Raw genomic sequence first — 13,559 nt, 5'->3', positions numbered from 1 at the left:
TATGGTTAATCGACGGTTAAGCGGCGCGCTGCGGTTGCAGGCGATGTTAAGGTGCGTGGCAAGAAAAGGGCAGGCGCTCCATTGGCGCTTAAGCAGTCAATCCCCTACTCGCGCGAGATATTCATCGCGTGAAAAATCGGCAAAACCCTCGGAGGGAAAGCGGTCTTCGCGAGGATGAGCCGTTGAGCGTATGCCGAAGAAGCCATCTGACAGAACATCACGGCTCCTGGTGAGGACGGCGTCAGACATACCGGCTTCTACTTGCTTTTCAAATGCGTCCTCCCCTACCGTCGACATGCACCAAACAAGACGGACCTTCGTGGTGCAGATGTCGATAACAGGGTAGGAGCTAACAGGCTCGCACACACCGATGGAGATATGTTCGCTCGATTGCCATATCGGTCTGCGCAGAAAATCGGACAAGCGCATTCCCCCGGCAAAACCATCCGCAGAAACGGCAATCTTTCCAGCACGAAAATATGAGGCGCCATTTGGTGGCAGTGCCGCCAGCTTTATCGATACGACTTCATATGGCTGCGCTGGATTGAAAAGCACTTCCAGATAACGGCCATATCCCCACAGGAGAGGAACGTGCGCATCATCGCTCCCTCCTTCCATCCACCAAGTGGGAGGTCCCAAGAGATTGGAGACCGCCATCATGCTGAGGCCAAGCTTGAGAGGCCCCAACTCCCCGGTCCGGAGTAGACCAAGCAGGGAGGCCCGTTGGCTTTTGGCTCGCGTCCGCATCACATATTGGGATAGACCGGCCCCTCACCGCCCTGCGGCGGCACCCAGTTGATGTTCTGGTTGGGGTCCTTGATGTCGCAGGTCTTGCAGTGCACGCAGTTCTGCGCGTTGATGACGAACACGTCCTTGCCGTCCTTCTCCACCCATTCATAGACCCCGGCGGGACAGTAGCGGGTGGACGGGCCGGCATAGACGTCGAGCTCGGAGGTCTTCTGCAGTTCCGGGTTCTTCACCTGCAGGTGGACCGGCTGGTCTTCCTCGTGGTTGGTGTTCGACAGGAACACCGAGGAGAGACGGTCGAAGGTGAGGACACCGTCGGGCTTCGGATAGTCGATGCGCTTGTGTTTTGCCGCCGGTTCGAGCGACTGCGCGTCCGTCTTTCCGTGTTTCAGCGTGCCGAAGATCGAACCGCCGAACAGCGTGTTCGTCCACATGTCGAGGCCGCCGAGTGCGACGCCGAGCGCCGTGCCGAGCTTCGACCACAGCGGCTTGACGTTCCTGACCTTGCGCAGGTCCGAGCCGATGGCGCTGTCGCGCCAGCCCTGCTCGATCTCGATCGGCTCGTCATTGGCGCGGCCATGGGCGATGGCATCCGCAAGCTTTTCGGCGGCGAGGATACCCGACAGCACCGCATTGTGGCTGCCCTTGATGCGCGGCACGTTGACGAAGCCGGCCGAGCAGCCGATCAGCGCGCCGCCGGGGAAGGACAGCTTCGGCACCGACTGGTAGCCGCCCTCGGTGATGGCGCGTGCGCCATAGGAGAGCCGCTTGCCGCCCTCGAAGGTGCCGCGAATGGCCGGATGCGTCTTGAAGCGCTGGAATTCCTCGAAGGGGAAGAGATAGGGGTTCTTGTAGTTGAGGTGCACCACGAAGCCGACGGCGACGAGGTTGTCTTCCAGGTGATAGAGGAAGGACCCGCCGCCGGTCTTCATGCCGAGCGGCCAGCCGAAAGAGTGCTGCACTAGGCCGGGCCTATGGTTCTCCGGCTTGACCTGCCAGAGTTCCTTCAGGCCGATGCCGAATTTCTGGGGTTCACGATCCTTCTGGAGATCGAATTTGGAAATGAGCTGCTTGGCGAGCGAGCCGCGCACGCCTTCGCCGATCAGCGTATATTTGCCGAGCAGCTCCATGCCGCGGGTAAAGTTCGGGCCGGGCTCGCCATTGCGCTCGATGCCCATGTCGCCGGTGGCCACACCGATCACCGCGCCCTGGTCATTGTAGAGCACTTCGGTGGCGGCAAAGCCGGGATAAATCTCGACGCCGAGCTCTTCCGCCTTCGTCGCCAGCCACCGACAGACATTGCCGAGCGAGACGATGTAATTGCCGTGGTTGTTCATCAGCGGCGGCATGGCGAAGTTCGGCAAGCGCACGGAGCCGGCCGGGCCGAGCAGCAGGAAATGGTCGTCCGTCACTTCGGTCTTGAAGGGATGGCTGTCATCGGCGCGCCAATCGGGCAGCAGGCGGTCGATGCCGATCGGATCGACGACGGCGCCGGAAAGAATATGCGCGCCGACTTCAGAGCCCTTTTCGAGCACGACGACGGTGAGGTCAGGATTGACCTGCTTCAGCCGGATCGCGGCCGCCAGGCCCGCCGGGCCTGCGCCGACGATCACCACGTCGAATTCCATGCTCTCGCGTTCGGGGAGTTCCATTTCTTCGCTCATCCGTCTTCTCCACCCCGCAACCCATCAAAAGCCACGGTATTCCCTCGGGTCGGCCTCATGTCGGCACCTGTCATGGCAAATGACGCAAGCCTTGTCGAGCCGTTCTGCGACAGACTTTCCCTGCATTTGCGCATGACCTCATGACAGGGCCGGAAGTTTATTGACTTTAACGTAAACGTCAATCGATTGTCGCTCCCGCATCCCCTTGCTCGCTTGATTCCGGATCACCATCCGACTAGGCATTTGCGGCCAGCCACCAGGCCAGAGGGACCCTTGCCATGACCGAGATTATCCGATCGCTGCAACGCGACTTGAACGATTTCGGCGAGGATCTTCACCTTGTCGGAAGCGAGCGGCTGGCAAACCGGCATCCCGGCGAACATCGCGACAATTTTGGTGCCGGCGCCCTGGCGGAACCGGCAACGCCCGAGGCCGCAGCCGCGGTGGTGCGCTGGTGCCTCGAAAACGACGTTCCGATCGTGCCGCAGGGCGGCCGAACCGGTCTTGTCGGCGGCGGCATCAGCGGGCCGGGCGAACTGATTCTCTCCACCGCGCGGCTCAACCGCATCGAGGCGATCGATCCCCTCGCCCGCACCGTGACCGTCGGCGCCGGCGTCACCTTGCAGGCGCTTCAGGAGGCGACAGCGGAGGTGGGCCTCATTCCCGGCATCGACCTTGCGGCGCGCGGCAGCGCCACGATCGGCGGCATGATCGCCACCAATGCCGGCGGCATCCTCGCCTTCCGCAACGGCGTCATGCGCCACCAAGTGCTTGGCATTGAGGCCGTCATGCCGGACGGCACCCTGTTCAGCGACCTGACGCGCGTGCTGAAGGTGAGCGCCGGGCCGGATATCAAGCAGCTCCTCATCGGCTCGGAAGGTGCCTACGGCTTCGTCACCCGCGCCGTGCTGAAGCTCGAAAGCTTCAACCCGATGCGCGCCACGGCGCTCGTCGGCCTGCGTGATGCGAATTCCGCGCTTGCCCTCATCGCGCATTTCCGCGCCCAGCCCGCCTTGCAGCTCGAAGGCGCCGAGTTGATGTGGAAGCGCTACCTGCGCGACAGCGCGGGCGACAAGGGTTTCGATCTCGGCTGGCTGGAGGACGAGACGCCGGCAATCCTGCTGATGGAGGTTTCCGCCGAAAGCGAAGAGCAGGCGCGCGAGGCGCTGGAAGAGGGTCTTGCGGGCCTCTGGGAGGAGCACGGACTGACAAGCGGCATCGTCGCCGCCTCGCTCGACCAGGCGCGCCGCTTCTGGGCGCTGCGCGAGGACGGCGACTTCATGTACCGGCATTTTCCCGCCGCCCCCTCCTACGATGTCTCCGTGCCGCCCGGCTCGCTCGACGATTATGTCGCGGGCCTGCGGGCGCGACTGAGGGCCATCGACCCCGGCTTCGACGCCTACGTCTACGGCCATATCGCCGACGGCAACCTGCACCTTTCCGTCATCGGCGAGGGCGTCGCGGCTCCGGCGCTGAAGGCGCCGATCGAGGACGCGGTCTATACCGGCGTTGCGGAATTCGGCGGCAGTTTTTCCGCAGAACACGGGGTGGGAACAGAGAAGCGCCGTGCCTATCTGACCTACGGCAACCCCGCCCGCCGCGCGGTGGCGCAGGCGATCAAGGCGGCGCTCGACCCGAAAAACCTGTTCAATCCGGGCAAGGTGCCCTACCGCGCCGACTGAGCCCCAGCACTAGGAGACATCGCCATGGACCTCGGCATCGCCGGCAAACGCGCCCTCATCCTCGCTTCCTCCCGCGGCCTCGGCAAAGGCATCGCGGTGGCGCTCGCCCGCGAGGGTGCACATGTGCTGCTCTGCGGCCGCAGCGCCGAGACGCTCCAGGCCAATTGCGACGCGATCAATGCGGAAGGTTTTGGCCGCGCAGACTGGGTGCAGGCGGATCTGAGCGACGAGGGCTTTGTCGAGACCATCGTGAAGGGCGTTGCCGACAAGCTCGGCGGTGTCGATATCCTCATCAACAATTCCGGCGGACCGACGCCGGGCTCGACCGAAGACATGAGCGAGGAAATGCTCGCCACCTACTTCAATTCCATGGTGCTGAGGATCATCACCCTCACCAACCGGCTGCTGCCCGGCATGAAGCAGCAAGGCTGGGGCCGCATCCTGACGGTCGCCTCCTCCGGCGTGATCGAGCCGATCTCCGGCCTCGCGCTGTCCAACACGCTACGCCCCGCGCTTGCCGGCTGGTCGAAGACGCTGGCGAGCGAAGTCGCGCAATACGGCATCACCAGCAACATGCTGCTACCCGGCAGCATCATGACCGACCGGCTGAAGAGCCTGGACGCCGCGGCCGCCGAACGCAGCGGCAAGAGCGTGGACGATGTGCGCGCGGCCTCGGAAAAGGCCATTCCCGCCCGGCGCTACGGCACGGTGGAGGAGTTCGCCGCCACCGCCGCCTTCCTGTGCAGCGCGCCGGCAAGCTACGTCACCGGCAGCCTCGTGCGCTGCGACGGCGGAGCGGCGCGCTCGGTCTAGGACCAATCGCCATTCAGTTCAGGCCGTGCCGAAAATGGTGAGTTTCCGTGATCCGGAGCGCAGCGTACTTTCGGTACGTGAGCACCGGAAGCGCGGAAGATCGCCATTTGCAGGCCGGCATGGACTGAATGGCGATTGGTCCTAGGCGCTTGCCATCGGCGCCGGCCTGTGCCATCTGGCGCCCTCTCCCAATTCCGGGCGCGCGCTGACGCGCCCTTTTCGCGCGCGGGCTTCACACCTCGCTTCAAGACAATTCGACGATCATAGGGGCACGGCGATGGCACGGGCACTCGGGCTTGATTTCGGCACCACGAACACGGTCATGGCGCTTTCGACGGGCGGCAGCGACACGCAGTCCATGACCTTCACCAGCAGCGTCGGCATCACCGACACGATGCGCACGGCGCTCTCCTTCATGAAGGACCCGGTGGTCGGCGCGCAGGCGCTGAAGGTCGAGGCGGGCCAGGCGGCGATCCGCCAGTTCATCGACAATCCCGGCGATTGCCGCTTCCTGCAATCGATCAAGACTTTTGCGGCGAGCGCGCTGTTCCAGGGCACGCTGATCTTCGCGCGCCGGCATGCCTTCGACGACTTGATGGAAATCTTCCTGCGCCGGCTGAAAACCTATGCGGGCGACGAATGGCCGGGGGACGTGTCGCGTGTGATTGCCGGGCGGCCGGTACAGTTCGCCGGCGCAAGCCCCGACCCGGCGCTGGCGCTCGAACGCTACAATGCGGCGCTGACGCGGCTCGGCTTTCCGGAAATCCACTATGTCTACGAGCCCGTCGCGGCCGCCTATTATTTCGCGCAGACGCTGAAGAGCGATGCGACGGTGCTGGTCGCCGACTTCGGCGGCGGCACGACGGACTATTCGCTGATCCGCTTCGAGCGCAAGGCTGGCCAGTTGTCGGCAACGCCGATCGGCCATTCGGGCGTCGGCATTGCGGGCGACCATTTCGATTCGCGCATGATCAGCCATCTCGTGGCGCCGGAAATCGGCAAGGGCACCTATTTCAAGAGCTTCGACAAGCTGCTGGAAGTGCCCTCCGGCTACTACGCCAACTTCGCCCGCTGGAACCAGCTGTCGATCTTCAAGACGACGCGGGAGTTCACCGATCTCAAGTCACTGGTCCGCTCGGCGATCGAGCCGGAAAAGCTGGAGCTCTTCATCGACCTTGTCGAGCATGACGAGGGCTATCCGCTCTACCAGGCGATTTCGGCGACCAAGATGGCGCTTTCCGGCGCGGACGAGGCGGAATTCCATTTCCCGCCGCTCGGCAGCGCCGGCCACAAGACGGTCAGGCGCACCGATTTCGAAGAGTGGATCGCGCCGGACCTCGCCCGCATCGAAGGCGCGCTCGACGAGGTGCTGGAGAAGACCAACACGGCGCCTGATGCCATCGACAAGGTGTTTTTGACCGGCGGCACCTCCTTCGTGCCGGCTGTACGGCGCATCTTCACGCGCCGCTTTGATGAAACCAAGATCGAGAGCGGCGGCGAACTGCTGTCCATCGCCCATGGCCTGGCGCTGATCGGCGAAAGCGACGACGTCGGCGAATGGGCGGCGTGAGCGCGGCGCTTTCCTCGCCGGGTTCGCTTCGCTAAGGTGCAGGGCATGAACACCGCGCGCGACCTCAACCCCGACCAGCTTCGATCGCTCCTGCATTTCTATGCGGATGCGGGCGTGGAATGGCTGCTGGAAGAAGAGGCGGTCGACCGTATCGCCGAGTTCGAGGCGATGCGCGCGGCGCGCGGCGTAGTCCCGCAGCGGGAGGCAGCGCCTGTGCCCCAAGCGCCGGCCCGACAGGCGCCCACCCGGCAGGAGCAGCCGCGCGCTGCGGCCGCCGCTCCCCTGCCGAATGTCGCGATCCCGGACGGCCAGGCGGTGGCGGAAGCGGAGCTTGCCGCCAGCAGCGCGCGCTCGCTCGACGAACTGCGCACCGCGATGGAGGCCTTTAACGGCTGCAACCTCAAGACCAGCGCCCGCTGCCTCGTCTTCGCTGAGGGCAAGGCCAAACCCGCCGTCATGGTGATCGGCGCCATGCCGAATGCCGAGGACGACCGCGACGGTCTGCCCTTCTCCGGCCGGCAGGGCGCGATGCTCGACCGCATGCTCGGCGGCATCGGGCTTGCGCGCGCCGATCTGCTCATCACCAATGTCGTGCCCTGGCGGCCGCCGGGCAACCGGCCGCCGTCGCAGCGCGAGGCGGATATCTGCCGCCCCTTCATCGAGCGGCAGATCGCACTTGCCGAGCCGAATCACCTGCTCGTACTCGGCAATTTTGCCGCGCGATTCCTGTTCCGATCGAACGATACGATCCACCAATTGCGCGGCGAATGGCGGGAGATCACGATTTCCGGCCAGAAAATTCCGGCTTTTGCGACTTTGCACCCGCAGGATCTGGCGACGGCGCCGATCAGCAAGCGCCTTGCCTGGCAGGATCTGCTCGCTTTTCGTGCAGGGCTCAGCGGCTAGGCGACCGGCCTCCCTCAGTCTTTTCAATGGCTTGGCGCTCGACGCTTGCGCGTCGTCCCACAATGAGTCGCTATTCTGCCTCAGGCATGAACAAATTGTTTCAGCAGCCATGCGAATTGCACATATCTGCCGGGCAGAATGTCGCATTGCAAAACTCATGTTGCGGCGCAATATAAGAGTACGGGAGGACAGGATTTAAGGAACAGACCCATGACCGCCGCCCGCTTTCGGCCCATCCATTCGAGCTTCGAGACGCTCCGCCACTCCGGTCTTCGCGCCGGCCATGGTTTCGGCGGCATCGCTGCCCCGGCCAACGAGCAGCTCACGGCCACCGGCTTCGCCCGCATCAACCGCCCCGTTCAGCTCTTCTCCGAGTTCATCCAGCGCTGATACGCGGGTGCTGCGCCACACGGCGCCGCCCGATGCAACCCGAACCCAGGAGCAGACCATGGCCGCCTTTCGCAAATTGATGTCCGATATTGCCGACATCCGCGCCGCCGTGAATGCCGCCCGGGAATATTCCGTGCTGGCCTCGCTGCCGCGCGATGCGGCGCAGCGCCGCGACCCACTCAAGGCCTTCCTGCCAAACTGACGGCCGGCCGTGGCTTTGAAAGCCGCGGGCACTGTGGTAATGTTTCCCTCGTGAGGAGGTGAGACGACTTTCCTCCGGTGGAGACCGGGCCGAAGCCCGATCTCCGTTTTCTTAGCTGATGGCCAGGGTGAAGCGCCAACCTCTGAACCTGATCGTCAGCGTAAGCCGGATTTTCAATCGTCTCACCTCTTTTCATTGCGCCGAGGCTTTCGCCTCGACAATTCCCTTTAGCACAACCGTGCCGGGAATTCGCTCACCTCCTGAACCCTCCCGACAATCTTCCTGTTTTTTACGTCAGCCGCTGTCGCAGTGGACAGCGCAACGCGTCCGCAATAGAGCGACACTCGCACACTGAACGCGCCGCGCGGCGCCACTCCTGCGGAGCCCCCATGCTGGCGAGCCTCGTCTCCATTCTCAGCCTGATGCTGTCCACCCTGCTGATGATGGTGGCCTTCGGGCTGCAAAGTTATGTCGTGCCGGTGCGCGCGGTCGCGGAGGGATGGTCGACGCAGACGATCTCGATGATCGCCACCGGCTACACGATCGGTTTCACGCTCTCCTGCATCGTCACGCCGAAATTCGTGCTGCTTGTCGGCCATGTGCGCGTTTTCGTGGCGCTGATCACACTGCTCGCCATCGGCATCCTGCTCTGCGCCCTCGTCGTCGACTGGCGCGCCTGGATGCTGTTTCGTGCCATGTCGGGTTTTGCCATTTCCGGCAGCTATCTCATCATCGAGAGCTGGCTGAACGAGCGCGTGACCAATGAGAACCGCGGCTCAATCTTTTCCGTCTATCTGATCACCACCATGGTCGGCACGATCGGCGGGCAATATCTGGTGCCGCTCGGCGACCCGTCCAACACCTCGCTCTTCATTCTCTGCGGCATCATCTTCTCCGTCGCGCTGCTGCCGACGGCGCTCACCTCTTCGCCGCTGCCGGCACCGCCGACGCAGGCGCGGTTCGACGTGGCAAAACTCTACCGGCGCTCGCCCGTCGCCGTCGTCGGCGCGTTTCTTGCCGGCGCGCTCTCGGGCGCGTGGCTGAACCTTGGCGGCGTGTTCACACAGCGCATCGGCCTTTCGACGGCCGAGGGCGCCACGCTGCTCGCCTGCGTGCTGCTCGGCAGCGCCATCGCGCAGATCCCGATCGGCCGCGCCTCGGACCGCATGGACCGCCGCCTCGTCATGGTCGCCTGCGGCCTCGTCGGCACGCTGTCCTGCCTTGCCATGGCTTTCGTCGCCGGCGGGTCGCCGGTACTGCTCTACATCGTCGCCGCCTTCGTCGGATCGGTCATTTTCCCGATCTATGCGCTGAACGTCGCGCACGCGAACGACCGCGCGCAGCCGGACGAATATGTCGAGGTCTCTTCCGGCATGATGATCGTCTATGGTGTCGGCACGATTTCCGGACCGCTGATGGTCGGGCCGATTATGGACCGCTTCGGGCCTGGCTCCCTCTTCGTCGTGCTGGCGGTCTATTTCCTGCTCTATTGCGCCTATGCCGCCTGGCGCATCAGCCGGCGCGAGGCGAATGACGGTCTGGTCGCCAAGACGGATTTCCAGGCGATGACCGCGCAGCCGCTGGGTGCGGATGCCGCAGCGGGCGCTCTCCAGCCGGATGCGGTGACGGAGGAGCGCCTGGAGGACACGACCACGCCGGACTGGCGTCAGCCCTGAGGGGTCTGGTGCTTCAGCGCCGCGCGGCGCTTCAGGTCGAGCTGGTGCTCGCGCAGGATCACGAAGATGCCGGCGACGACGACGATGGCGGTGCCCGTCAGCATCGTGCCGGTCGGCACGTCGCCGAACAGGAAATAGCCGATGATCAGGCCGAGCACGATCGAGGTATATTCGAACGGCGCAATGGTGGAGACATCCGCATAACGATAGCTCTGCGTCAGCATGATCTGCGCGATCCCGCCGCAGAAGCCGGCAAGCGCCATCAGGCCGAGCGCCTGCCAGCTCAGCTCGGCCCAGCCGAATGGCAGCGTGCCGAGCGAGAAGATCGACGCGAACAGCGAGAAATAGAGCACGATGGTCGGCGTTCGTTCGGTCTGCACGAGCTTTCGCACCAGAACCATGGCAATGGAGCCGAGCACAGCGAAGGCCAGCATGGCGAGCGCGCCCATCGCCTCCGACGAGCCGAAGCCGCCATCGCGAAACAGCGTCAGGCGCGGCCAGCTGATGATGGCCACACCCACCAGCCCTACGAGAACGGCTGACCAGCGATAGATGCCGACCTTCTCCTTGAGGAAGACGGCGGCGATGACCACGGTGACGAGCGGCAGCGCATAACCGAGCGCGATCGATTCCGGCAGCGGCAGGTGCACGAGGCCGTAGAAGCCGAAGCCCATGGAGAGGATGCCGATGATGCCGCGCTTGAAATGACCGAAAATGTCGTTGGTGCGAAACGCTCCACGCAACTGGCCCTGCGCTGCCAGGAAGACGATGATCGGCACCATGGCGAAGGCGGAGCGCAGGAAGGTGATCTGCCCGGCCGGAAGATCCTTGCCGGCCGCCTTGATGAGCGTGGACATGCAGAGGAAGATCACCACGGAGGTAACCTTGAGGAAAATGCCCCGCATGGGGTTCGGGTATGGCATGTCCATAGGGAACTCGTCACGACCGGCTGGCCGTGGCATCAGGCGTTGAGAGAGACCGGAGAACCGATACAGAGGATTGCAAGTCTAGCGGGATTGGCCGCCGGATGGGATCAATTCTGGTGATGCGTCGCGGATATTTTTGATCGGAACCCAGCGATCCGGCGCAAGCCGGACCTTCTGTGCCAACAAGGCACAAAATTGTGAATGGGGGTCGGCTGGAAATGAGATGTTAAGCGAATAAGCATATCTATCCATGGAACTGGGGGCAGACCGTCCTTGTAGTCCGTAGCGTTGTACAGAACGATTCGGGCCGGACGGCAAAAATGCAGGACATATCCATGCGGACAGAGAACGGCCGGATCATTCATCTGGCAGATTATCGCCAGACCGACTTTGTTCTCGAGCGCGTCGATTTGACCTTCGAACTGGATCCGACGGAGACCAAGGTCGAGGCGCGGCTGATCTTCCATCGCCGCGAAGGCGCCGATCTTGCGGCACCGCTGGTTCTCGACGGCGACGAGCTCGTCATGACCGGCCTGCTGTTCGACCAGATGGAGCTGGATGCCGCGCGCTACGACGCGACGCCGGATAGCCTGACCATCCGCGACCTGCCGGCGACGGAACCCTTCGAGATCACCATCACCACGATGATCAATCCGGAGGCCAACACCCAGCTGATGGGCCTCTACCGCACGAACGGCGTCTACTGCACCCAGTGCGAGGCGGAAGGTTTCCGCCGCATCACCTATTTCCCCGACCGGCCGGACGTGCTGGCGGTCTATACGGTCAACATCATCGCCGACAAGGCGAGCTGCCCGCTGCTCTTGTCTAACGGCAACTTTTTGGGCGGTGCCGGTTACGGCGAAGGCAAACATTTCGCCGCCTGGTTCGATCCGCATCCCAAGCCTTCGTACCTATTCGCGCTGGTCGCCGGCGATCTCGGCGTCGTGGAAGACACGTTCACCACGCTGTCCGGCCGTGAGGTGACGCTGAAGATCTATGTCGAGCATGGCAAGGAGCCGCGCGCGGCCTATGCCATGGACGCGCTGAAGCGCTCGATGAAGTGGGACGAGGAGGTGTTCGGCCGCGAATACGACCTCGACATCTTCATGATCGTCGCCGTCTCCGACTTCAACATGGGCGCCATGGAGAACAAGGGGCTCAACGTCTTCAACGACAAATACGTGCTTGCCGACCCGGAAATCGCGACCGACCAAGACTATGCGAATATCGAGGCGATCATCGCGCACGAATATTTCCACAACTGGACCGGCAACCGCGTCACCTGCCGCGACTGGTTCCAGCTGTGCCTGAAGGAAGGCCTGACGGTCTATCGCGACCACGAATTCTCCGCCGACCAGCGTTCGCGCGCGGTCAAGCGCATCGCGGAAGTGAGGCACCTGAAGTCGGAGCAGTTCCCCGAGGATGCCGGCCCCCTCGCCCATCCGGTGCGCCCGACGAAATACCGCGAAATCAACAACTTCTATACGACGACCGTCTACGAAAAGGGCTCCGAGGTGACGCGCATGATCGCGACCATCGTCGGCCGGGACGGCTTCAAGAAGGGCATGGACCTCTATTTCGAACGTCATGACGGCGATGCCGCGACGATCGAGGATTTCGTCAAATGCTTCGAGGAGGCGAACGGCGTCGACCTCACGCAGTTCTCGCTCTGGTACCATCAGGCCGGCACGCCGCTGGTCAGCATCTCGTCGAGCTACGACCAGGGCAAGGGCGAATTCACGCTGTCGCTGGAACAGATGATCCCGCCGACGCCGGGCCAGAGCACGAAGGAGCCGATGCACATTCCGCTGCGCTTCGGCCTGATCTCCGCCGATGGCTCGGAGGTGACGCCCGCCACCAGCGGCGCCGAGGTGACCGGCGACGTGCTGCACCTCAAGGAACGCCGCCAAACGGTGACCTTCTCCGGCGTTACCTCGCGTCCGGTCGTTTCGCTCAACCGCAGTTTTTCGGCGCCGATCAACCTGCATTTCGAGCAGGCGCCCGCCGACCTCGCCCATATCGCGCGCCATGACAGCGATCTCTTCGCCCGCTGGCAGGCGCTGAACGACCTGGCGCTTCCGAACCTCGTGGACGCGGCACGCAAGGCGCGCGCCGGCACGTCGGTCGAGACGAACCCGGTTCTTGCCGACACGTTGATTGCCATTGCTGGCGACGAGACGCTGGAGCCCGCCTTCCGGGCGCAGGCGCTCGCGCTACCGTCCGAATCCGACATCGCGCGCGAGCTCGGCAGCAACAATGATCCGGACGCCATCCGCTCCGGCCGCGAGGCCGTGCTCGCCTTCGTGGCGAACCGCGATCCCGCCGTCTTCGCCGACCTCTTCGAGCGCCACCGCATCGAAGGTGCCTTCATGCCGGATGCGGAAGGCGCCGGCCACCGGGCGCTGCGCAATGCCGCTCTCGCCTATCTCGCCGTCGCCGACGGCACGCCGGCCCGCGCCGTGGAAGCTTTCGCGGCGGCCGACAACATGACGGACCTCAGCGCAGCCCTTACCGTGCTCGCCCACCGCTTCCCGGATGCGTCGGAGACGGCGGCAGCGCTCGAAACCTTCCGCGCGCGCTTTGCCGACAACGCTCTGGTCATCGACAAGTGGTTCTCCATCCAGTCGACCATTCCGGGCGATGGTGCGCTGGAGCGCGTCAAGGCGCTGATGGAAAGCCCGCTTTTCAACAAGACGAACCCGAACCGCATGCGCGCGCTTGTCGGCACCTTCGCCTTCTCCAACCCCACCGGCTTCAACCGGGCGGACGGCGCCGGCTACCGGTTCCTCGCCGAGCAGATCCTGGAAATCGACCCGAAGAACCCGCAGCTCGCCGCCCGCATTCTCACCTCCATGCGCTCCTGGCGCGCGCTGGAGGAAGTGCGCTCCGACCACGCCCGCAACGCGCTGCGCAGCATTGCCGCAGGCGAAAAGCTGTCGTCAGACGTCTCGGACATCGTGGAGCGCATGCTGAAGGGTTAATC

At 63.9% G+C, this 13,559-nt stretch carries 11 protein-coding genes; 8 read left to right on the top strand and 3 right to left on the bottom strand.

Features of this window, described 5'->3' with window-relative positions; all coding sequences use genetic code 11:
• Window positions 1–96 precede the first annotated feature (96 nt).
• Together J2Y63_RS04390 and J2Y63_RS04385 are read right to left on the bottom strand one after the other, a co-directional pair.
• Window positions 97–660 carry a hypothetical protein gene (locus J2Y63_RS04390; RefSeq protein ID WP_435265115.1) on the bottom strand — a complete coding sequence of 188 codons (564 nt, stop codon included), beginning with the start codon at window positions 658–660 and terminating at the stop codon, window positions 97–99.
• 86 nt (window positions 661–746) lie between these two features.
• A complete protein-coding gene (locus J2Y63_RS04385; RefSeq protein ID WP_435265114.1) occupies window positions 747–2,411 on the bottom strand; it encodes an electron transfer flavoprotein-ubiquinone oxidoreductase in 1,665 nt (554 codons plus the stop codon).
• Between the two features lie 278 nt (window positions 2,412–2,689).
• Between J2Y63_RS04385 and J2Y63_RS04380 the strand changes: the two genes are divergently transcribed.
• From J2Y63_RS04380 to J2Y63_RS04350, 7 genes are all read left to right on the top strand, one after another.
• Complete coding sequence (locus J2Y63_RS04380) at window positions 2,690–4,093, top strand: FAD-binding oxidoreductase (RefSeq protein ID WP_435265113.1); 1,404 nt, start codon at window positions 2,690–2,692, stop codon at window positions 4,091–4,093.
• Between the two features lie 24 nt (window positions 4,094–4,117).
• Complete coding sequence (locus J2Y63_RS04375) at window positions 4,118–4,906, top strand: SDR family oxidoreductase (protein WP_435265112.1); 789 nt, start codon at window positions 4,118–4,120, stop codon at window positions 4,904–4,906.
• Window positions 4,907–5,183: 277 nt separating this feature from the next.
• Entirely contained in the window at window positions 5,184–6,476 is a 1,293-nt protein-coding gene (locus tag J2Y63_RS04370) for an Hsp70 family protein (RefSeq protein ID WP_435265111.1), read from the top strand.
• A 45-nt stretch (window positions 6,477–6,521) separates the two neighbouring features.
• Window positions 6,522–7,382, top strand: a complete 861-nt coding sequence (locus J2Y63_RS04365; RefSeq protein ID WP_435265110.1) for a uracil-DNA glycosylase — start codon at window positions 6,522–6,524, stop codon at window positions 7,380–7,382.
• 210 nt (window positions 7,383–7,592) lie between these two features.
• Complete coding sequence (locus J2Y63_RS04360; protein WP_256120875.1) at window positions 7,593–7,772, top strand: hypothetical protein; 180 nt, start codon at window positions 7,593–7,595, stop codon at window positions 7,770–7,772.
• A 58-nt stretch (window positions 7,773–7,830) separates the two neighbouring features.
• Complete coding sequence (locus J2Y63_RS04355; protein ID WP_256120874.1) at window positions 7,831–7,974, top strand: hypothetical protein; 144 nt, start codon at window positions 7,831–7,833, stop codon at window positions 7,972–7,974.
• 389 nt (window positions 7,975–8,363) lie between these two features.
• Window positions 8,364–9,650, top strand: coding sequence for an MFS transporter (locus J2Y63_RS04350; RefSeq protein WP_435265109.1), 1,287 nt, complete (start codon window positions 8,364–8,366; stop codon window positions 9,648–9,650).
• Here J2Y63_RS04350 and J2Y63_RS04345 read toward each other — a convergent pair.
• On the bottom strand, window positions 9,641–10,579 hold the full coding sequence (locus J2Y63_RS04345; protein WP_435265108.1) for a DMT family transporter: 939 nt from the start codon (window positions 10,577–10,579) through the stop codon (window positions 9,641–9,643). The genes J2Y63_RS04350 and J2Y63_RS04345 overlap by 10 nt on opposite strands.
• A 332-nt stretch (window positions 10,580–10,911) precedes the next feature.
• Between J2Y63_RS04345 and pepN the strand changes: the two genes are divergently transcribed.
• Window positions 10,912–13,557, top strand: a complete 2,646-nt coding sequence (pepN, locus tag J2Y63_RS04340) for an aminopeptidase N (RefSeq protein WP_435265107.1) — start codon at window positions 10,912–10,914, stop codon at window positions 13,555–13,557.
• The last annotated feature ends 2 nt before the right edge of the window (window positions 13,558–13,559 follow it).

The sequence above is a fragment of the Shinella sp. BE166 genome (assembly GCF_051201095.1).
In the GTDB taxonomy this organism is placed as follows: Bacteria; Pseudomonadota; Alphaproteobacteria; order Rhizobiales; family Rhizobiaceae; genus Shinella; species Shinella lacus.
This window is presented reverse-complemented; position numbering and strand designations above follow the sequence as displayed.